This window comes from Gordonia sp. KTR9 (genome assembly GCF_000143885.2).
Lineage (GTDB): Bacteria > Actinomycetota > Actinomycetes > Mycobacteriales > Mycobacteriaceae > Gordonia.
On record NC_018581.1, the window covers coordinates 4698259 to 4720211 of the forward strand.

The 21953-nt window shown below is 68.3% G+C and carries 15 protein-coding genes and 2 pseudogenes; 8 read left to right on the forward strand and 9 right to left on the reverse strand.

All coding sequences use genetic code 11. The features are described from left to right. The first annotated feature begins 186 nt into the window (after positions 1-186). From KTR9_RS21690 to KTR9_RS27085, 3 genes are all read left to right on the forward strand, one after another. On the forward strand, positions 187-2532 hold the full coding sequence (locus KTR9_RS21690; protein ID WP_044507260.1) for an arylsulfatase: 2346 nt from the start codon (positions 187-189) through the stop codon (positions 2530-2532). Between the two features lie 101 nt (positions 2533-2633). Further along, positions 2634-3617, forward strand: coding sequence for a TauD/TfdA dioxygenase family protein (locus KTR9_RS21695; protein WP_014928135.1), 984 nt, complete (start codon positions 2634-2636; stop codon positions 3615-3617). Positions 3618-3874: 257 nt separating this feature from the next. Then, positions 3875-5179: a fatty acid desaturase gene (locus tag KTR9_RS27085; protein ID WP_193363206.1), complete on the forward strand. Its 1305-nt coding sequence runs from the start codon at positions 3875-3877 to the stop codon at positions 5177-5179. On the opposite strand, the pseudogene KTR9_RS21705 reads toward KTR9_RS27085, so the two are convergent. Next, positions 5091-5930 (reverse strand): annotated as a pseudogene (locus tag KTR9_RS21705) (sulfurtransferase); the annotation flags it as partial. The gene KTR9_RS27085 and the pseudogene KTR9_RS21705 sit on opposite strands and share 89 nt — an antisense overlap. Before the next feature lie 116 nt (positions 5931-6046). Between KTR9_RS21705 and KTR9_RS21710 the strand changes: the two are divergent. Then, complete coding sequence (locus tag KTR9_RS21710; protein ID WP_014928138.1) at positions 6047-7210, forward strand: metallophosphoesterase; 1164 nt, start codon at positions 6047-6049, stop codon at positions 7208-7210. Positions 7211-7218: 8 nt separating this feature from the next. Here the strand turns inward: KTR9_RS21710 and catC are convergent, their stop codons facing one another. The 4 genes from catC to KTR9_RS21730 form a co-directional block, all read right to left on the reverse strand. After that, positions 7219-7512, reverse strand: coding sequence for a muconolactone Delta-isomerase (gene catC, locus KTR9_RS21715; RefSeq protein WP_014928139.1), 294 nt, complete (start codon positions 7510-7512; stop codon positions 7219-7221). Continuing rightward, the gene (gene catA / locus KTR9_RS21720) at positions 7512-8378 is read right to left on the reverse strand and encodes a catechol 1,2-dioxygenase (RefSeq protein ID WP_014928140.1); all 867 of its coding nucleotides are present in this window, start codon (positions 8376-8378) and stop codon (positions 7512-7514) included. The genes catC and catA overlap by 1 nt, the downstream gene beginning before the upstream one ends. A 63-nt stretch (positions 8379-8441) precedes the next feature. After that, entirely contained in the window at positions 8442-9545 is a 1104-nt protein-coding gene (locus tag KTR9_RS21725; RefSeq protein WP_014928141.1) for a mandelate racemase/muconate lactonizing enzyme family protein, read from the reverse strand. Beyond that, positions 9542-10498 carry a LysR family transcriptional regulator gene (locus KTR9_RS21730; RefSeq protein WP_014928142.1) on the reverse strand — a complete coding sequence of 319 codons (957 nt, stop codon included), beginning with the start codon at positions 10496-10498 and terminating at the stop codon, positions 9542-9544. Before KTR9_RS21730 ends, KTR9_RS21725 begins: the two co-directional genes overlap by 4 nt. 220 nt (positions 10499-10718) lie before the next feature. On the opposite strand from KTR9_RS21730, the gene benA reads away from it, so the two are divergent. The 4 genes and pseudogenes from benA to KTR9_RS21750 all read left to right on the forward strand — a co-directional run bounded on the left by benA (position 10719) and on the right by KTR9_RS21750 (position 18280). Next, the gene (benA, locus tag KTR9_RS21735; RefSeq protein ID WP_014928143.1) at positions 10719-12101 is read left to right on the forward strand and encodes a benzoate 1,2-dioxygenase large subunit; all 1383 of its coding nucleotides are present in this window, start codon (positions 10719-10721) and stop codon (positions 12099-12101) included. Positions 12102-12112: 11 nt separating this feature from the next. Next, a complete protein-coding gene (benB, locus tag KTR9_RS21740) occupies positions 12113-12670 on the forward strand; it encodes a benzoate 1,2-dioxygenase small subunit (RefSeq protein ID WP_014928144.1) in 558 nt (185 codons plus the stop codon). Positions 12671-12685: 15 nt separating this feature from the next. After that, positions 12686-15520 carry a benzoate 1,2-dioxygenase electron transfer component BenC gene (gene benC / locus KTR9_RS21745; protein WP_014928145.1) on the forward strand — a complete coding sequence of 945 codons (2835 nt, stop codon included), beginning with the start codon at positions 12686-12688 and terminating at the stop codon, positions 15518-15520. 29 nt (positions 15521-15549) lie between these two features. Then, positions 15550-18280: pseudogene (locus KTR9_RS21750) on the forward strand (AAA family ATPase). Between the two features lie 85 nt (positions 18281-18365). On the opposite strand, the gene KTR9_RS21755 reads toward KTR9_RS21750, so the two are convergent. The 4 genes from KTR9_RS21755 to KTR9_RS21770 are packed head-to-tail and all read right to left on the reverse strand — an operon-like array spanning position 18366 to position 21868. Next, the gene (locus KTR9_RS21755; RefSeq protein WP_014928147.1) at positions 18366-19025 is read right to left on the reverse strand and encodes a 3-oxoacid CoA-transferase subunit B; all 660 of its coding nucleotides are present in this window, start codon (positions 19023-19025) and stop codon (positions 18366-18368) included. 10 nt (positions 19026-19035) lie between these two features. Then, positions 19036-19869 carry a CoA transferase subunit A gene (locus KTR9_RS21760; protein WP_010842738.1) on the reverse strand — a complete coding sequence of 278 codons (834 nt, stop codon included), beginning with the start codon at positions 19867-19869 and terminating at the stop codon, positions 19036-19038. After that, the gene (gene pcaD / locus KTR9_RS21765; RefSeq protein ID WP_014928148.1) at positions 19866-20633 is read right to left on the reverse strand and encodes a 3-oxoadipate enol-lactonase; all 768 of its coding nucleotides are present in this window, start codon (positions 20631-20633) and stop codon (positions 19866-19868) included. The genes KTR9_RS21760 and pcaD overlap by 4 nt, the downstream gene beginning before the upstream one ends. Continuing rightward, positions 20630-21868 carry an acetyl-CoA C-acetyltransferase gene (locus tag KTR9_RS21770; protein WP_014928149.1) on the reverse strand — a complete coding sequence of 413 codons (1239 nt, stop codon included), beginning with the start codon at positions 21866-21868 and terminating at the stop codon, positions 20630-20632. The genes pcaD and KTR9_RS21770 overlap by 4 nt, the downstream gene beginning before the upstream one ends. Positions 21869-21953: the final 85 nt, after the last annotated feature.

Below are 21953 nucleotides of genomic sequence, written 5' to 3' on the forward strand. Positions count from 1 at the left end.
GGACCGGGATGTGGGGCGTCGACATCCACGAGCGAATGTTCGACGCCCATTCTGGCCGTCGGCCACTCGGAGATGCGTCCTTCGATTTCACCGGGATGGAACCCTTGACACCCGTGGGGCCGTACGGCACCGTGCGTCGTGCCCGGTGTCCCGACAACCCGGACGCGACGACAGGAGGACCGCCACGTGGCTGACCGCAACCCGCCCACGATTCCCGAGAATGCCCGCAATTACCAGGGTTTCGGCGGTGTGGTCGGGCGGACCACCTCGCAGTCGGAACCCTGGTGGCCCGAGGAGAAGTCCGCGCCGCCCGGAGCGCCCAACATCGTGGTCGTCCTCATCGACGACATGGGTTACTCGGACATCGCGCCGTTCGGCGCCGAGATCGACACACCCAATCTCGATCGGCTGGCGCGCAACGGAATCCGGTTGAGCAACTATCACACCACCCCGGTGTGTTCACCGGCACGAGCCGCTCTGCTCACCGGCCTCAACCCGCATCGCGCGGGCTACGGGAGCGTCGCGAACTCGGACCCGGGTTTTCCCGGCCTCCGTCTCGAATTGGCCGACGACGTGCTGGCGCTGCCGGAGATCCTCCGTGAATCCGGTTATGCGACCTACGCCGTCGGGAAATGGCATCTGGTCCGCGACGCGAACATGGGTCCGGGACGCGACCGGGGATCATGGCCGCTGCAGCGCGGTTTCGACAGCTACTACGGTTCGCTCGAGGGCCTCAACTCGTTCTTCTACCCCAATCAGCTCATCGCCGACAACTCGGTCGTCGACGTCGAGACGTATCCCGAGGACTACTACGTCACCGACGACCTCACCGATCGCGCCATCGGGCAGATCAAGAGTCTGCGCGCACAGGACCCCACCAAGCCGTTCTTCCTGTACTTCGCTCACATCGCGATGCACGGTCCGCACCAGGTGAAGGAGTCCGATCTCGCCAGATACCGCGGCCGGTATGCCGACGGCTGGGATGTCGTGCGACAACAACGCTTCGAGCGCCAGAAAGCGGAGGGGTTGTTCGACGCCGGTACCCGCATGGCCGAGCGCAACACCGAACCGGGATACGACGCCCCGCCGTGGGCGGACCTCACGGTCGAGGAGAAGCGGCGTTTCCAGCGCTACCAGGAGGTCTACGCCGCCATGGTCGACAGCGTCGACCAGAGCGTCGGCCGGGTCCTGGACACGCTGGACGAACTCGGCGAGCTCGACAACACCATCGTCGTCTTCACCTCGGACAACGGCGGGACCGCCGAAGGCGGCCCGTCCGGGACCCGTTCGTATTTCAGTCAATTCGTCCACGGGCCGGTGCCGCCGGACTGGGAGCGCGACGTACCGCACGACGAGGATCTCATCGGGTCACCCGAGCTGGGGGTGCACTATCCGCGTGGCTGGGGCCAGGCGTCGAACACGCCGTTCCGCTTCTACAAGGGCCAGACCTTCGCCGGCGGCGTCCGGGTGCCGTTCGTCATCTCGTGGCCCGCCGGCCTGTCGCGAGACCCCCGGGACAATGGCGTGCGACGGCAGTTCTCGTACGTGACCGACGTCGTCCCGACGCTCCTCGAACTCGCCGGGGTGGACACCCCCACCCACCGGCACGGACGGCCCGCCCAGGAGCGGGACGGCGTGAGTGTCGTGGATTTCCTCCGGAATCCGTCTGCGGAGTCTCCCCACATCGAGCAGTACGCCGAGTTCGGCGGACATCGCGGGTTCTATCGCGACGGTTGGAAACTGGTGTCCTTGCATCAGGATCCGGCGGCGGTGGACGATCCGGTCTGGGAACTGTACGACGTCACGAACGATCCCGCCGAGACCCGCGATCTGGCTGCGACGCATCCCGACAAGGTCACCGAGCTGGCCCGTGCCTGGGACGAGGCGGCGTGGCACAACACGGTGTTCCCGCTGTTCGACTCGCCCGCGGCACAGTCCCGCCGCCGGCCCGCGGAGGAGCGCCTGAGCGACCCGGTGCGGATCCTCGCCGGCACGCCGGCCCTGGAGCGGTACCGCTCGAGTCGATTGATCGCCTACCGCGACTTCGACATCGAGGCCGAACTCGACGGATGGACTCCCGACGCCGAGGGCGTCGTGGTCGCGCATGGAGACCCCCAGGGCGGGTACCTGCTGTATGTCGAGTCGGGCTCGGCGCATTTCGTGTTCAACGCCTACGGTCGCCGGCACCGGGTGTCGGGTCCGGTGCCGTCGGGTACCACCCGGCTCGTCGTCCATGCCGTCGCGACGCCCTCGGTGCGCTGGGGATTCACGATCGAGGCGGCGGCCGGCGAACATTCGTCGGTCATCGCGAAGCTCGACGATCAGGTGCAGCTGGTCGGCATGGCGCCGTGGACGGGCATCTCGGTGGGCGTGGACGCCCGCGGGCCGGTGGATCCCGATCTCCGGAGGCGCCGGGGCGTGTTCCGGTTCGGCCCAGCGCTTCGCGCGGTGACCTACCGCCCCGGAACGGTGCGGGTCCCCGCCGATGTCCGGCGCGAGATCGACCAGGCCGCCGAGTCCTCGGCGGACTGACGCTTCCGATCACCGTGAGCGATTACCTCGATCGCATCGCCATCGTGGTGATCTCATGAATCCGATTGCCACGAAACGACATCGAGAAGAGAGGACACGAGATGACCTTGGCGCAGATCGAGGACCGGACCGAGCGCGAGCAGGCGGCTCATCGGGTCTACCGCGACGCGGGGATCACCGTCGACAAGCTCGGCGAGCACATCGGGGCCCGCGTCGGACAGGTGCGGCTCGGCGGGGACATCGCCCCGGAACAGGTGGAGGCGATCCGGCTGGCGCTCGCGATCAACAAGACGATCGTCTTCGAAGGCCAGGATCAGCTCGACGACGACAGCCAGTACGCCTTCGCCGAGCTCCTGGGCGATCCCACCGCACCTCATCCCACGGTGACCTCACGCGGTGAGCAGTTGCTGACCATCGAAGGTGCGGCGAACAGCTGGCACTCGGACGTGACGTTCGTCGATCGCATCCCGAAGGCGTCCATTCTCCGCGCCGTGACGCTGCCGGCCTACGGCGGCGCGACCACCTGGGCGTCGACGGTGGCGGCCTACGAACAGCTGCCGAAACCGCTGCGCGCGCTGGCCGAGGAATTGTGGGCCACCCACACCAACCTGTACGACTACGTCAGCCAGTCGGAGCCGTCGGGCGGAGTCGACGTCAGCCGCAAGGCCGATCACTACAAGGAGTTCACCAGCTCGGAGTACCAGACGCTGCACCCCGTCGTCCGCGTCCATCCCGAGACCGGCGAACGCAGCCTGCTGCTCGGGCACTTCGCCAAGGAGTTCCGCGGTCTCAAGAGTGCGGAGTTCGCCGACCTCTACCAGCTTCTGCAGGCACGGATCACCAAGCTTGAGAACACCTTCCGGTGGAATTGGAAGCTCGGCGACGTGGCGATCTGGGACAACCGCGCCACGCAGCACTATGGCATCGCCGACTTCGGCAACCAGAGGCGCGAACTGCACCGCATCACGCTGGCCGGCGATGTACCGGTGGACGTCCACGGTCAGTCCAGCCAGATTCTCCAGGGCGACGCGACGCACTACTCGGTCGTCGAGGAACCCGCACGTCTGTCGGTGTTCGCGGCCTGAACCTCCCCGGCCACCACCGCCGGGTACCCGGCGGTCACAGATCTCGGCCCGACCGCCGGGTACCCCGAGACCGGCGAGACCGCATTGTGACGGAGAACTCCCGACGATCCGTCGTGATCCGGGTTCATCCGCCCGTCGGCTGGGTACCCCACCGCCACGCACTGGTGATGGGGAGAACCCGCCACCTGCACACCGCTCAGGCACCCTGGGGCGAGCAGCCAGGGTGATGAGTGTGCCGGGTGCAGACTGGAGCAGACATGGCCATCACCGACATCGCGGGGTACGCACACCTCTCTGACGCCGACATCGATTCGCTCGCTTGCGAACTGGACTCGATACGGTCCGACGTCGAGGCCGATCGGGGCGCGAGCGATGCGCGCTACATCCACCGCGCCGTCGCGCTGCAGCGATCGCTGGAGGTCGCCGGACGGGCGGTGTTGGTCTTCTCCAGACGCCGGCCGGCATGGATCGTCGGAACGGGCCTGCTCGCATGCGCGAAGATCATCGAGAACATGGAACTGGGCCACAACATCATGCACGGGCAGTGGGATTGGATGAACGATCCCGAACTGCACAGCGCCAAGTGGGAATGGGACCAGGTCGGGCCGTCCGCCCAGTGGAAGCAGGCACACAACTACTCCCATCACGTCTACACCAACATCGTCGGAATGGACGACGACATCGGATTCGGCGTCATCCGCATGACCCGCGACCTCCCGTGGCGACCGATCAACGCGCTGCAACCGCTCGCCAACATCGTGCTGGCACTGACATTCGAGTGGGGCATCGCCAGGCACGACCTCGACGCGGAGAAGGCCAGAGAGGCCGCGGCGGCGGAAGCGGCACCCGCGAGACCGCCGGCCCCACGGGCGCGAAGCCGCCGCGAGTTCTCCCGCAAGATCGGCAGGCAACTCCTCAAGGACTTCGTCGTCTTCCCCGCGTTGACCGGACCCGCGTTCCGTTCGACCATGACCGCGAATCTCACCGCGAACGTGCTCCGCAACCTGTGGGCGTACGTGGTGATCTTCTGCGGCCACTTTCCCGACGGCGCCGAGAAGTTCACCATGAGCGACTTCGCATCCGAGACCCGGCCGCTCTGGTATCTACGACAAATGCTGGGCAGCGCGAACTTTCGTGCCGGACCGGTCCTGGCGTTCATGAGCGGCAACCTGTGCTATCAGATCGAGCACCACCTGTTTCCCGACCTGCCAAGCAATCGCTATCGTCAGATCTCCCGCCGCGTGCAGGCGCTGTGCGAGCGCTACGACCTTCCCTACACCACGGGCTCCCTGGCACATCAGTACCTGCTCGCGCTCCGCACCGTTCACAAACTGGCTCTCCCCGACCGATTCCTCCGTCGTTCGTCACACGACGCCCCGGAGACCGGTTCGGAACAGCGATTCCGCTCCGTGGTCCCGACGGTGGACAGCGTCAGTCCGGGAGTCGGCCGACGGACCGGTCTCCGGAGTGCCCTGGCCGGTCACCCTCGACAACGTGTCGCTGCGGGTCCGACGCCCACTGCGAGAACGAGCCCGGGAACAGCGCTGCGTCGATACCGGTGATGGCGAGCGCCGCGATCTGGTGCGCCGCGTTGATCCCGGAACCGCAGTAGACCACCGCGCCGGACGCGGTCTCCGGGTCGAGGCCGACACCCGCGAATCGCCGCCGCAGCTCATCGGCCGGACGGAAGCGCCCGGACGCGTCGACGTTGTCCGCCGTCGGGACACTGATGGCCCCGGGGATGTGACCCGCGCGCGGGTCGACCGGTTCGGACTCGCCCCGATAACGTTCGGCGGCGCGGGCGTCGAGCAGGTGTTCCGGCCCGGCCGCCACGTCGTCGATCGTCGCGACCGGCAGGTGCCCGGCGGCGAGCGTCACCCTGCCGGGTCGCGGCCGCCCGCCGTCGCCTGTCGTCGTCCGCAGGCCCTCGGCACGCCATGCCGCGAGACCGCCGTCGAGGAGTCGCACGTCGGCGATCCCGGCCCAGCGCAGCAGCCACCAGGCGCGGGCGGCCGCGAGATTTCCGGAGTCGTCGTACACCACCACCGGCACGCCGTCGTCGATCCCCCATCGCCGGGCCGCGTCCTGGAGGTCGGCGACGGCGGGCAACGGGTGTCGTCCGCCGACCGGGCCCGACGGCGGGGCCGCCAGTTCGGAGTCGAGGTCGACGTAGACCGCGCCGGGGATGTGACCCTCGCGATACGCACGCCGGCCGTCGAAGTCGCCCAACTGCCAGCGCACGTCCAGCAGCACCGGCGGCGTCGCCAGCAGCATCTCGGCCAGGTCGAGTGGATCGATGACGACGTCGCTCATGGCGGCGAGGGTACCAACGGGCCGCGATGGAAGAATGGGACGAACCGCCCGAGTCCGGGCACTCACGTCAACGCTGTCGACATCGACAGCATCGTCAACAACAGGGGGTCCCGTTCGTGGCGCTGTTCTCCGCCGTCGTCTTCGGACTCATCACCTTCTGGCTGCACCGGCGCATCGTCCGGGCCACCGCGCTTCCCCGACCGTGGTCGATCATCGCCGACATACTGCTGGTGATGCTGTGGGCACTCGTCCTCGTCGGCTTCGCCGCCGGACGCTCGGTGGACCCGTCGTGGTCACGGCCGTTCGCCTTCGTCGGCCTCGTGTGGATGGCGGCGGTCCTCTATCTGTTCCTGGGCCTCACGGTGATCGGCCTCGTCTCGTTCGCGGCGCACGTCGTCCGGTCGATCCGCCGACGCCGGTCGGGTGTACAGGACACCCCCGCGCTCGCGGCCCGCCGGCTCGGCCGACTCCGCGGTGCCACCGCGACGGTGGTGGTCCTCGCTCTCGCCATCACCGGTTACGGGGTGTTCGAGGCATCCCGGCCGCAGGTCGTCGACGTCGACGCCACCCTGCCGGGACTGCCCGCGCAGTTCGATGGCACGCGCATCGCCGTGGTGTCGGATCTGCACGTGGGTCCGGCCCGCGACGCATCGTTCACGCAACGCGTCGTCGATCAGGTCAATGCGGAAGAGCCCGACCTCGTCGTCCTCGTCGGCGACCTCACCGACGGGACCATCCCGTACGTCCGCGACACCCTCGAACCGCTCGCCGATCTCCGGGCTCCGCTGGGCGTCTTCGGTGTCAGCGGAAACCACGAGTACTACGCCGACGACGGCGGTCGGTGGCTCGACGTCTGGGAAGAATTCGGCGTGCGGACGCTGCGCAACGCCCGGGTGCCCCTCGAGGTCGACGGCGCGACGATCCAGCTGGCCGGGGTCCACGACTACACCGCCCCGGAACCGTATGAACCGGATCTGCCTGCCGCCCTGTCGGGTTTGTCAGCCGAGGACTTCGTCCTGTTGCTCGCCCACCAGCCGCGGCAGGCCTTCGAGGCCTCCGATCTCGGTGTCGACCTGCAGCTGTCGGGCCACACCCATGGCGGGCAGATGTGGCCCATCCGCTATCTGGTACGCGCCCAGCAGCCGACCGTCACCGGCCTGGACGAGGTCGGTGACACCGCCGTGTACACCACCCGCGGCGCCGGGGCGTGGGGTCCCCCGGTACGGGTCCTCGCCCCGCCGGAGATCACGATGCTCACCCTGCGATCTGCCGCGCCCTGAGTGCTCGCTCAGGGAGCAGCGGGGCCGTTGATGTCCGACGGATGGGTCGCCAGCGGGGTGACCTTGATCTGCATATACGGGAACAGCGGCAGGCCCGACAGCAGCGCGTGCAGTTCGTCGTTCGACTCGACGTCGAAGATCGAGAAGTTGGAGTACTCGCCGACGATCCGCCAGATGTGCGGCCACTTGCCCGCCCGCTGCAGATCCTGGGAGTACGCCTTCTCCCTCGCGACGGTGTCGGCCCGCACGTCGGGGTCGAGATCGTCGGGAATGGAGACGTCCATCCGTACGTGGAACAGCATCACTTCTCCGGGTCGAGCACGAAGTCGTAGGAGACCGTGTAGCCACCCTTGCCGTCGGCCTGCGGATCGAGCACGAGTTCGGGCTTGACGGCGCTGGCGACGTCGTCGTCGTTGTGCGGGTCGCCCGGGAAGTACAGCTGCGCGGTGAGCTGCTCGTGGCCGGGCGCCGTCACCTTGAGGTGCAGGTGCGCCGGACGCCACGGGTGCCACCCGGCAGCCGAGATCATCTTCCCGCACGAGCCGTCGGTCGGGATCATGTACGGCGCGGGCCGAATGGTGGTGATCTCGAACCGGCCGTCGTCGTCGACGGTGAAGGTGCCGCGGAGGTTCCACTCCGGGATCCCCGGGGCGAACTGGGAGTAGAAGCCGTCGTCGTCGGCGTGCCAGAGTTCGACCGTGGCGCCGGCCAGTGCGGTGCCATCACACGACCGGACCTGACCGGTCCACAGGAGTGGATCGCCGGATTCGTCGTCGCGCATCGGGAGGGTGCCCTTGGCGCCGAGTTCCGGTGCGTCCGGGACGTAGTACGGGCCCTCGATGCTGCCCTTGTTGCCCTGCCGGTGCTCGGTCGCGACGTCCTCGACGACGTGCTCGACCCACACGTCGAGGAACAGCGGCCACTCCCCGTCCTCACCGACGTTGATGAGCCACGCCTTCAGGGCGTTGTACTCGTCGTAGGTGACCTTGTGCTTGCGGATGGTCTCGTGCACGCCGGCGAGGACCTCGTTGATGAGGGTGGAGACACGCTCGGGCGGAGTGTCCTTGACGGCCTCGAACGGCGACTTGTCCGCGTGGAACCGCTCGGTCGCCGAGGCGCCGGACGCGGCGGCGGTGGCGACTTCCTGGGGATGCTCGGTGGTGGTCATGTCCTTCTCCTTGTTGCTCCGGGTTCGTGGGGCTGCCACGAGAGGTGTTGGGGGGCGGTGCTTTCAGTTGTCGGTGCGGTACTGCTCGAGCTTGTCCGGATCGATCTCGAAACCGATGCCCGGCGCGGTCGAGCGGTGCAGGTGGCCGTCACGGATCTGCAGCGGTTCGGCCAGCAGGTCGTCACTCATGTCGAGGAAGTTCGACAGCTCACCGGCGTAGCGCGAGGTCAGATCGAAGGCGCTGCCGAACGCGAGCGCACAGGCCGTCCCGACCTGGCCGTCGATCTGGTTGCCCATGACGACCGGCACGCCCAGGCCCTCGGCGAGGTGGTGGATGCGGCGCGACGTGGTGAACCCCGAGCGTGCGGTCTTGATGCTGATGGCGGTCGCCGACCGGCCGAGGATCTCGCGGGTGACGTCGGCGGGGGTGGGCACCGATTCGTCGGCGATGAACGGCACCGCCAGCTGTTCGACGAGCCAGCGCCGGCCTAGCACATCTGCTGCGTCACAGAGCTCTTCGGCGAACAACAGATCGAGGTCGGCCATCTCCCGCATGGCTCGCGCGGACTCGGCGGCCGTCCAGCCCCGGTTGCCGTCGACGTACAGTTCGACGTCGCCGCCGAACCGCTCGCGGAGCGCGCGGACGACCGCGATGTCGAGGGAGGCGGGGTGACGCCCGACCTTCACCTTGAACGTGCGGATCCCGTAGGTGTCGACCATTTTCTCGGCTTCGGCGACCATCGCGGCCGGCTCGGCGAAACCGAGCATGTGGCTGACCCGCATCCGGTCGGTGTAACCACCGAGCATGTCGCCGACCGGGAGTCCGAGAACCTTGCCCAGGGCGTCCCAGATCGCCATGTCCACAGCCGATTTCGCGGCCGGATTGCCGATCGTCCGGGCCATCCGGGCGGCGACGACCTCACGCTCGAGCAGGGTCAGACCGACGACGGCTGGCGCGAAGATGCCCTCGATCACGGCGATGATGCCGTCCTGGGTCTCCCCGTAGGTGAAGGGCCGGGGCGGCGCCTCGGCGACGCCGACCACCCCGGCGTCGGTGTGCACCCGGACCAGCACGTGGGTCGCGGCGTGCACCTCACCGGAGGCGAACCGCAGCGGCTTCACGTAGGGGATGGCGAACGGTATCGCCTCCACAGCAGTGATTTTCACGATGTCTCTCCAGATCGCGCACCCGGACGGGCGCTCACGGAACGATGGTCGGCGAGCGGGGTCTCGCCGGGATCGGGGGCGAAGGCGCCGGCGATGACCTCGGCGACCGCGGCGACGACCGGGTCGTCGGCGCCCGACCTCCACGCGAGTGCGACCTCGACGGTGTCGGCGTCGGCGAGGTCGCGCACCACGAGGCCGTCGAGAGGCAGTGAACGCACCGAGGCAGGCAGCAGGGAGACACCCAGGCCGGCGGCGACCAGCGCCAGCAGCACGGCGGTACCCGGCGCCTGGTGAGCCCGATGCGGAACGAAACCCGCTGCGCGACAGGCACGCACCGCGGCATCGTTGACCGCCGAGTCCCGGCTGTCGTAGAGCACGAACGGCTCGTTGCGAAGGTCGGCGACCGAGACCACGGGTTCGACGGCGAGGCGGTGATCGACCGACACCGCGAGCACCATCGGCTCGACATCGATCACCTTCGTCGCGATGCCCTCACCGATCGCCGGCGGGCGGAGCACCCCGAGGTCGAGGCTGCCTGCCCGCAGGGCATCGCACTGCCCCGGCGTGAGCATGTCGGACCGGATACGGAGATCCACGTCGGGCAACTCGCGCTTGACGACTCGTGCGATACGCGGAAGGTGGGAGAAGGCGGCGATACCGGTGATACCGACCCGGACGAGGCCGCTGCGGCCGGCGGCGATCCGACGCACGCCGTCCACGGCTTCGTCCACGCCGGCGAGGATCCGTTCGGCCTGGACCCGGAGGTACTGCCCGGCCGGGGTGAGCGACACCTGGCGGGTGGTGCGCGTGAACAGGGTGACGTCGAGCTCGGCCTCGAGCTGGCGGATGGCGTACGACAGCGCGGGCTGTGCCACGTGCAACGACTCCGCCGCCTGCCCGAAATGACAGGTGTCGGCCACGGCGGCGAAGTACCGCAGGTGCCGTAGCTCCATGACCCGCCTCGTCTCGTAGTGATCGACACCGCGGTTGTGACCGCGGACACGTCTCACGGTAGAGCGTCGATCCATACATGACAAAGACATGAATTACGTCGATTGATCAATCACATCGATCAATTGACTACTGGGCCAGGACTGGCAATTACCCCGGTGTGATCGCCACCACGTACTGCCACAGTGCAGAGAGCAGCCCATTTTCTGGAGGTATACGACCATGACCGCGTCAGTATCGGAACACCTGAACCATGTGAACTCGGTCCTCGGCGACGCGGTCGTCGACGACCGTGACGCCGGCGTCTATCGCGCCAATCGACGGATCTTCACCGATGAGGACATCTTCGAGCTGGAGATAAAACACATCTTCGAGGGCAACTGGATCTACCTCGCACACGAGAGTCAGGTCCCCGAGCCCGGCGACTACTTCACCACCTACATCGGTCGGCAGCCCGTGGTCATCACCCGCGACAAGAACGGTGAACTGCACTGCCTGATCAACGCCTGCGCGCACCGCGGTGCGATGATCTGCCGGCGCAAGACCGACAACCGGATGACCCTCACCTGTCCGTTCCACGGGTGGACCTTCCGCAACGACGGCACGCTGCTCAAGGTCAAGGACCCCGACGGCGCCGGTTACCCGGACACCTTCGACGTCGACGGTTCGCACAACCTGACCAAGGTCGCCCGGTTCGAGAGCTACCGCGGCTTCCTGTTCGGCAGCCTGAACGACGACGTCAGTTCGCTCGCCGACCATCTCGGCGACACGCGCATGGTCATCGACATGCTCGTCGACCAGTCCCCCGACGGACTCGAGGTCCTGCGCGGCGCATCCACCTACACCTTCGACGGGAACTGGAAGGTGCAGGCGGAGAACGGCGCCGACGGTTACCACGTCACCGCCACCCACTGGAATTACGCGGCCACCACGTCTCGTCGCGGCACCGGCGAGTCGAAGAACGACACCAAGGCACTCGACGCCGGCGGTTGGGGGAAGTCCGGCGGCGGTTACTGGTCCTATCCCAACGGTCACCTGTGCCTGTGGACCTGGGCGGCCAATCCGCAGGACCGTCCGCTGTGGGATTCGCTGGAGCATCTCAAGGAGATCCACGGCGACGCCAAGGGCGAGTTCATGGTGAAGGGTTCGCGCAACCTGTGCCTGTACCCGAATGTCTATCTGATGGACCAGTTCTCGACGCAGATCCGCCACTTCCGCCCGATCGCCCCGGACAAGACCGAGGTCACCATCTACTGCATCGCCCCCAAGGGGGAGAGCGACTCCGCACGGGCGCACCGCATCCGTCAGTACGAGGACTTCTTCAACGCCTCCGGCATGGCCACGCCCGACGACCTCGAGGAGTTCCGCTCGTGCCAGCTCACGTTCCGGGCGCAGGCCGCGCCGTGGAACGACATGAGCCGAGGCGCCGAGCACTGGCTCACCGGGCCCGACCCCGTCGCCGAATCGCTGGGTATGACCGGGGTGATCTCGGCCGGCGTCAAGAACGAGGACGAGGGCCTCTACCCCGTCCAGCACGGCTACTGGCTCGAGACGATGCGTGCCGCAGCTGCCGCCGAACAACGCATCTCCGCCACCGAGCACTGAAAGGGATGGCCATGACGAACGCCCACACCGATTCCCCTGCACCGGCGTCCCCCCGAGGCGGCACCGACGCGACCGGGAAACTCATCACCCAGAACATGATCGAGCAGTTCCTCTATCGGGAGGCGCGTCACCTCGACGACCGCGAGTTCGAGAAGTGGCTCGACTGTTACGCCGACGACGTCGTCTACTGGATGCCGTCGTGGGACGACCGGGACCGCCTCACCGAGGACCCGCACCGCGAGATCTCCCTCATCTACTACGGCAACAAGGGCGGCCTCGAGGACCGGGTGTTCCGGATCCGCACCGAACGGTCATCGGCGACGTCACTGCCGGAGCCACGGACGAGTCACAACATCACCAACGTGGAGGTCATCGACCGGCGCGGTGACCTCGTCGACGTCCGATTCAACTGGCACACCATGTATTTCCGATACAACACCGTCGACCCGTATTACGGCACCTCGTTCTACACGATCGACTTCTCCGGCGAGCATCCGCTGATCCGGCGCAAGACGATCGTGCTGAAGAACGACTACATCCATCACGTCGTCGACGTGTACCACTTCTGACACGAGGACCTGTCCATGACCGTCACCACCGAGTCGGATGTCGCCGGCACCGACGACACCGCGACCACCCACCAGGTGGCACTGTCCTTCGAGGACGGGGTCACCCGATTCATCACGTGCCGGGAGGACCAGACCGTCGCCGACGCGTCGTATCGTCAGCGGATCAACATCCCGCTCGACTGCCGCGACGGCGCATGCGGCACGTGTAAGTCGTTCTGCGAGTCCGGCGACTACGACGGCGGCACGTACATCGAGGACGCCCTCAGCGACGACGAGTCGGAGCAGGGTTTTGCGCTGCCGTGCTGCATGAAGCCGAGATCTGATCTGGTTCTGCAGATCCCGGCGACGTCGGACATCGCCAAGACGCAGGCGGCCAGGTTCACCGGCACCGTCGTCGAGCTCGACCGGCTGTCGGAATCCACCATCCGGCTGGGTATCCGCATCGAGAATCGCGGACAACTGGCGTTCCTGCCGGGTCAGTACGTGAACCTCGAGATCCCCGGCATCGATGACGGACACGGCAACCCGGTCACCCGGTCGTACTCGTTCGCCAACGGACCGCACGAGGATCGACTGATCTTCCTGATCAAGCTGACCCCCGGCGGGGCCATGTCGACCTATCTCACCGAACGTGCAACCCGGGGCGAGCCGATCGCGTTCACCGGTCCGCACGGTTCCTTCTTTCTCCGCGAGGCCGACCGGCCGGTGCTGTTGCTCGCCGGCGGGACCGGGTTGGCCCCGATCCTGTCCATGCTGCGGAAGTTGGACTCGGACAACAGCCGACGCTCGGTCCACCTCGTCTATGGCGTGTCCAGCGACGTCGACCTGGTGGTTGTCGACGAGATCGAGTGGCTCGCCGGCCGGCTACCCGGGTTCACGTGGGACCACTGTGTCTCCGATCCGGCGAGTTCGGCACCCAACAAGGGGTACGTGATGAGCCTGATCGGCCCGGACCACCTCAACGACGGCGACGTGGCGATCTACCTCTGCGGTCCTCCGCCGATGGTGGAGTCGGTACGACAGCATGTGGCAGAGGCCGGAATCGAGCCGACCGGTTTCTACTACGAGAAGTTCGCACTCGCTGCGCAACCGGCTGCTGATGTCGACGTCGGCTCGGACGCGGGCAGCGTGATCGACACGGAGGTCGTTCGCGACGAGGCGCCCGAAGACGACCCGGCGATGACCGCTCTGGCGGATGACACCGGCGTGCCGGATCGCACCGCCGCCCTCCTGCTCGTGCCGGACGCGCGGGCGATCGCGGGGCAGGAAACACTCCCGTCCACGGAACTCGACGCGTGGTCGGGCACCCGCCCCGCCGCGACCGAGGACTCCCGCGCCCGCATAGCCGGTCAACTCATCTGGCCCCACGGCTCGGGTGCCCCGACCGTCGATGTGGACGCCGAGACGATCCAGGCCACCGTGTCACAGCCCGGCGCAACCGCCCGCTCCATAGCCGGACAGGAGATGTTCGCCGCATCGGACATCACCGCGCTGACCACCCATCCCGCACCGACGCCCACCCCGCCGGAGACTCCCGACCGCGACGCGTCCCCCGCACCGACAGTCATCGGGTCACACGGATACCAGATCGGTGAAGAGCATCCGGAGATCACCGAGTCCGACGCGCTCTTCGAGGCACGGGCCGCACTCGAATTGGGTGCACTCGAACTGACTTTCGGCCGATTGTCCACCCAGCAGCTGGCGGGCTACCGGTTGCTCGCCGACGCCACGGTGCCCTACGTCGACGGCGACCGGTTCGTCGATTCCGCCGAATACACCGAGACCAACGCCGCGTTCCACGACTATCTGTTCCTGCTCACCGGCAACGATCACCTGCTCGAGGCCTACAAGGCCCTCGGTGTGAAGGGCCGCATGAGCGAGGTGTTGCGGAACGCGACGTGGTGTCACCCGCTGTGCGCCCAGGATCACGTCGACATCGTGACCGCGTTCACCTCCGGCGACCACGACGCCGCCCGTGAGTTGATCGTCGCCCACGCCGACCGTTCCAAGCAGACCATGCGACGGGCGATGTCCGACGAGATCGGCTCGCGGCGGCCGCGTTTCGTCACCCCGGGCCGGTTCACCGGCAAGGTCGTGGTGATCACCGGCGCCGCGCAGGGTATCGGGGAACAGACCGCCCGGCGGATCAGCGCCGAGGGCGGGCAGGTCGTGCTGGCCGACCGTTCCGAACTGGTCGACGACGTCGCCCGCGAGCTCGCCGGAACCGGCACCGGTGCGGTGCCGGCCGTCGCCGACCTCGAGACCTTCGGCGGCGCCGAGGCCGTCGTCCGGCGTGCGATCGACTCCTTCGGCCGCGTCGACGTCCTCATCAACAACGTGGGCGGTGCGATCAACTTCAAACCGTTCACCGAATTCACCGACGAACAGATCCGCGCCGAGATCGACCGCTCGCTGATGACCACACTCTTCACCTGCCGCGCGGCACTGCCGTCGATGGTGCGATCAGGACGCGGCGTGATCGTCAACGTCTCGTCCGCCGCGACCCGGGGAATCCACCGGATTCCCTATTCCGCGGCCAAGGGTGCGGTCAACGCGCTGACCGCGTCCCTGGCGTTGGAGTACGCCGACGAGGGCATCCGGGTCGTCGCCACGGCTCCGGGCGGAACCGACGCACCTCCGCGCCGCATCTCACGCGGCACCCCGGAACCGCGCAGCGACACCGAAGCGCGGTGGTACCAGGCGCACATCGACCAGACCCTGTCGTCGTCGACGATGCACCGGTACGGAACGCTCGACGAGCAGGCAGCGGCCATCTGCTTCCTCGCCTCGGACGAGGCGTCGTACATCACCGGGACCGTGCTGCCCGTCGCCGGCGGTGACCAGGGTTGAGCCGCCCCGCGAGCCCCTAGTATGGACCGATGATGGTCACCGGCGGGTGCGTCGGCCGAGACCGCGAGATCGAGTTGCTGTCCTCGCGGCTCGATGCCGTGTCGGAGTCGGGTTTTCTGGCCGTCACGGGAGATCCCGGCATCGGCAAATCGACGCTGCTGAGGCACCTGGTCCGATGGCGACTGTCCGCTCCGACAATCGGCCCCACGTTGTGGGCCGCGGTGTCACCATGGCGAGCGCGCACGCCCGGCGCACTCATCCGGCAGCTGGTACAGGACCGGCCCGGAGCTATACCCGCGACGGATAACGAGGCCCCGGACGGCCTGCTCGACGCCCTGCTCACGGCGGTCACCGCTCCCGCGGAGGCATCGACCGAAACACCCGGTGACACAGCCATACTCATCGCCGTCGACGACGCCGACCTCGCCGACGAGGAGTCCCTGCAGGCGTTGGTCTCTCTCACCCGCGAACACCGCGATCGTCGAATCCTGGTCGTCGTCACCATGTCTCGACGGGGAGCACGGCTCGCGGGCAACGCAGTCGACGAGTTGCGACTCGACGGCCTGGACGCACAGGGCACGGCGGACATCGCCGCGCAGCGCGGCATCGTGCTGCATCCGGCGATGCGCGAGGAACTGGCGCGGCACACCGGCGGGAATCCGCGCGACATCGTAGCCCTGCTCGACGAGGTCCCGGCGGGCACCTGGTCCCGCACCGGCGTGGGGCTGCCCGCACCGGCCCACGTCGTCGGCATGGTCCGGGAACAGTTGCCGGACAACGGTACACCGGCCCGCGCACTCATCGAAGCGCTCGCCATCCTCGACCCCGCGGAGCCCCTCGCGACCGCGATCGCCCTGGCCGGGATCGCGGACCCACTCAGCGCGATCGACACCGCACAGGCAACCGGTTTGGTGACTGCCGACGGGGCGCTGACACCCGCGGAGGCGCAACCGCGCCTCGCCGGCCCCCTGGTGCGGGCCGCCGTCCTCGAGGTCCTCGGCATGAAGACCGTGGGCGACGCCCACCGTCGGGCCGCGGACCTGGTCGACGACCCCGCCCGACAGCTCCATCACCGCGTCGCGGCCACCTCGACGGTCGACGCCGCCCTCGCCGACGACCTCGCCGACCTGGCACGCGCCCGCGGCGCCGACGGCGCGTGGGCCGAGGCCGCCGGGCTGTACCGTCAGGCGGGCCGGCTCACCCCCGATCCGCTGCAGCGCGACACACGGGTGACGCTCGCGGTCGATTCGCTTCTCGCCGCGGGCGACTGCACCGGCGCGGGCGCCTTGGTGCCGACCGTGGAGAGCCTGCGCGAGACACCGCTGCGCAATGCGATCCTGGCGTACCTCGCCATCCTGCGGGGCCGGTCGGTAGAGGCACAGCTGCGTCTCGACCGGGCGTGGGCCATCGTCAACGTCGAGCGCGAGCCCGATGTCGCCGCCCTGATCGCGCAGCGTTTCGTCCTGCACAATCTGGTCCGATGCCAGGGCACCGAACTGGTCGACTGGGCCGATCGCGCGAACGCGATGGCCGACGCCGGGTCGGCCGCCCGGGTGGAGGCCGCCGTCATCCGCGGGCTGGGACTGGCGTGGTCGGGACACCCGGATGCCGCACGCGCCGAGTACGAGACCGTCTCCGAACGGGTTCGGTACGGCGCGCAGGCCCAGCGCGCGATCATGGGCCGCGGTTGGCTCGAGCTCGGCCTCGACGAGATCGACGCGGCGCGTACCGATCTCGAGACCGCCGTGTCCATGGCGCAGCTCGGTGGCTCCACGCGGATCACGTTGTGGGCGTTGGCCTGGCTCGCCCGGGTCCAGTTCCTCACCGGCGACTGGGACGATGCCCTGCGTGGCGTCGAGGCCGGCCGCGCGCTCGCCCGCAGCAGTGGCATCGCGCTCACGACGCCCCTGCTCAACTGGACTGCGAGCCAGATTCATTCGCTACGCGGGAACTGGGAGGACGCGCGTGAGAGTGTCACGCAGAGCAGCACCTCCGTCGGCGACTACGAGATCATGCGGATACCCGACCTGCTGGCCCGGGCCCAGCTGGCGGAGGCCGCGGCCGACTATGGTCGGGTCCGGCGGATACTGACGCCGCTCGTTGCGCTGGCCGAGTCCGTCCCGGCACTGTCCGAGCCGGGCTTGTGGCCGTGGGTCGATGTTCTCGCCAACGCACTGGTCCTCGAGGGACGGCACGAGGCCGCCGACGATCTGCTGCGACGCTACGAGATCCGGTCGGCCGAGCGGGGCCACCGGTCGTCGGCAGCCCGGATGAAGTACGCACGCGGCCGCCACCTCGGCGCGACCGGTGACATCCATGGGGCACGCCGCACCTTCGATGAGGGCATCGAACTCCTCGACGGTCTCGGGCTGCGCTACGACCAGGCGCGGGTGAATTTCGCCTACGGCCAGACGTTGCGACGTGCGGGCAAGCGCCGCGCCGCCGACGCCGTCATCGGGACCGCCCGCGACCTGTACCTGTCGCTCGGCGCCACCACCTACGTCGAACGCTGCGAACGTGAACTGAAGGCCGGCGGTCTGGCGACCTCGCGCGGCGAGCACCACACCGCAGCAAGGGATGGCGCCGAACTCACTCCCCAGGAGGAGGCGGTCACCGCGCTTGTCGCGCGCGGCCTGTCGAACAAGGGAAGTCGCGGCCGAACTCTACATCTCACCGAAGACGGTGCAGTACCACCTGACACGGATTTACGCGAAACTCGGCGTCCGGTCCCGCGCCGAATTGGCGGCCACCCGCCGGTGACGTCGACTGTGCGTCCGATCCCGTCGACTGTGCGTCGTATCCCGTCGACCGTGCGTCCGATCGGATCGACTGTGCAACCGTCGATCTACACCCCGGCCGCTGCGTAACCCGCCGTCCGGTCGGTGACGGGTGCACCGGTCTTGGCCTCGACGATCCCCAGGTCGACGCCCGGGGCGAACTCCACGACGTCGAATCCCGTTCCGGCAATGTCGAAGACACCGAGGTCGGTGATCACCCGGCTCACCACACCGCGCCCGGTCAGCGGGAGCGCGCAGCTCTCGAGCAGCTTGGGTTCGCCCTTCTTGGTGACATGGTCCATCAGCACGATGACCCGGCCGGCGCCGTTGACGAGGTCCATGGCGCCGCCGATGCCCTTGACGAGCGCACCGGGCACCATCCAGTTGGCGAGGTCGCCGTTCATCGCGACCTGCATGCCACCGAGGACCGCGACGTCGACGTGGCCGCCGCGGATCATCGCGAAGCTCGTGGCAGAGTCGAAAAAAGACGCTCCGGGTAGAACGGAGACGGTCTGCTTGCCGGCGTTGATGAGGTCGGGGTCGACCTCGTCGTCGTAGGGAAACGGTCCGACGCCGAGGATGCCGTTCTCGGCGTGCAGGTGGACACCGGAGTTGTCGGGCATGAGGTCGGGAATCATGGTGGGCAGCCCGATTCCCAGGTTGACGTAGTCGCCGGGGGTGAGTTCACGGGCGGCGCGGGCGGCCATCTCGGTACGGGTCCAGGTCATGTCGACACTCCTAGGCTGACGGCGATGCGGTGGGACGTTCACGGACGGTGCGCTTCTCGATCCCCTTGCGCGCAACTTGGTCCGGGGCGAGTTCGACGATCCGCTGCACGAAGATGCCCGGCAGATGGATCTCGTCGGGTCCGAGTTCGCCGACCTCGACCACCTTCTCCGCCTCGACGATCGTGATGCGCCCGGCCATAGCTGCAGGCGGGTTGAAATTCCGTGCGGCAGCGTGGAATCGACAGTTTCCGTCGGTGTCCACCACCGCGGCCCGGATGAGTGCGTAGTCGGTGACGATCGACTCCTCGAGGACCATCTCCCGACCGTGGAAGGTCCGGACCTCCTTGGGCGGCGACGCCTCCGCGATGGTGCCGTCGGAGTGGTAGCGCCAGGGCAGCCCACCCTCGGCGACGAGCGTGCCGACCCCGGTGGGGGTGAAGAACGCCCCGATCCCGCTTCCGCCGGCGCGCATGCGTTCGGCAAGCGTGCCCTGCGGGGTCAGTTCGACGGTCACCTCACCGGACAGGAATTGGCGCCCGAACTCCTTGTTCTCCCCGATGTAGGACGCGACGACCCGGTCGATACGACGGGCCTCCAGCAGCAATCCCAGGCCAGCGCCGTCGGTTCCGCAGTTGTTGGAGACGATGGTCAGGTTCGCCGCACCCTGCTCGAGGAGCGCGTCGATGAGGAAGCCGGGGATGCCGGCCAGCCCGAAGCCGCCCACCGCGATGCTCGCGCCGTCGGGGATGTCGGCCACCGCCTGTGCCGCCGACGCCGCGAGTTTGGTCGGGCCGCCGGGACGGTCGACGACCGTCGTCGTGGCGGAGCTGTCGAGAGTGCTCATTGCTGCTCCAGGTGTTCGATCAGTGCGGGAGTGATGATGTCGGGTTGCTGCGCAGTGGCGAGGTGGGCCGAATCCGGGACCACCAGCAGGCGGCCGTTCGGCACGGCATCGGCTATCTCGCGCAACAGATCCGGCGGGGTGGCCGGGTCGTCGGCGCCGGCGATCGCCAGCGTGGGCGCGGTGATCGACGACAGATCGGGCCGCTGATCCATCACGGCGATCGCCTCGCAACAGGCCGCGTATCCCTCGGCGGGAGTGGCGGCGACCATGGCCTCGTACCCCTGTCGCGCTTCGGTGTTCGCGGCGAGGTATCCGGGGGTGAACCACCGCTGGACCACGGCCGCGGCGACCGCCGAGGTGCCGTCGGCGCGCACGAGCGCGGCACGGTCGGTCCAGCCCTGTGCGGGCGGCAGGTACGCCGCGGTGCACAGCAGGGCCAGGCGGTCCACGCGTTCGGGATCACGCGCGGCGACGCGCATCATGGTCATCCCGCCGAGCGAGAGGCCGACGAGGTGTGCGCGTTCGATGTCGAGGCGGTCCAGCAGGGCGATCACGTCGTCGGCCAGCTCGTCGATCGAGTACGGGCCCTGTAGCACAGGCGAATCGCCGTGCCCTCGGGTGTCGTAGCGTACGACCCGGAACCGCTCTTCGAGCGCGGCGATCTGGGCGTCCCACATCCGGTGCGTCGACCCCAGTGAATTGGACAGCACGACCGCCGGCCCGTCGGGTCGCCCGGTGACGACGGCATGGACCTGCACGCTCATCGGATCGCCTCGAAGATCGCCGCGAGACCCTGTCCGCCACCGATGCACATCGTCTCCAGGACGTACCGGGAGTCGCGGCGGCGGGCTTCGTAGGCCGCGGTGGCGAGGATGCGCGCACCGGTGGCACCGATGGGATGACCGAGGGAGATGCCGGATCCGTTGGGGTTGAGCCGTTCGTCGGTCGGGTCGATCTTCCACTCGGCGAGGCAGGCGAGCACCTGGGCGGCGAATGCCTCGTTGAGTTCGATGAGGTCGATCTCGTCGAGCGCGAGGCCGGCGCGTTCGAGTGCGGCGGCGGTGGCCCCGACCGGACCGATGCCCATCGTCGCGGGCTCACACCCGGTGACCGCCCAGGAGCGCAGCGCCAGAAGGGGTTCGAGCCCGCGGCGCTCTGCCTCTGCGCGCGTGGTGACCACGCACATGGCCGCGCCGTCGTTCTGGCCGGAGGCGTTGCCGGCCGTGACCGTCGAGTCGGGGTCGATGCCGACTCGGATCGGACGCAGGGCGGCGAGTGATTCTGCGGTCGCGTCGGCCCGCGGGTGCTCGTCGCGATCGACGACGGTGTCCGGCCGGCCCCGCCGTCCGGGGATGGTGACCGGTACCAGTTCGTCGGTGAAATGTCCGCTGTCGTGAGCCGCGATCGCCCGTTCGTGCGAACGGGCCGCCAGTGCGTCCTGCTCGGTCCGCGAGATGCCGTATCTCGCACGCAGGTTCTCGGCGGTCTCGATCATCCCGCCCGGAACCGGGTGCGACTCGCCGCCGGCCGTCAGACGCCCGCGATCGAGACGGTCGCGGAGTTCGACGCCGCCCTGTTTGATCCCCGACCGGAGGCCGAGCGCATAGTGCTCGACGGTCGACATCGACTCGGCACCGCCGGCGACGACGAGGCGGGCACCCCCGGTCGCCACGGCTGCCGCGCCGGTCAGGATCGCCTGCAGGCCGGAACCACAGCGACGATCGACCTGCATTCCGGGTACTCCGACACCGAGGCCGGCATCCAGGGCCGCGATCCGGCCGAGCGCCGGTGACTCTCCGTTGGCGTAACCCTGCCCGAGGATCACGTCATCGACATCGCCCTCGCCGAGCCCGGTGCGTTCCGCGAGTACGCGAAGCAGGTCGGTCGCCAGCCGGGTGACGGGAACCGATGCCAGCGCACCACCCATGCGCCCGACCGGGGTACGCAGCGGCGAACAGATGACGACATCGGAACCCGCGTCCATGGTGAGAGGAGCCATGCGCTCCACCCTAGGAACTGTCGTCGATATGGAGAAGTACTCGTATCGCAGCGTTTGATATGCAACAGATATCAAATGTCTACAC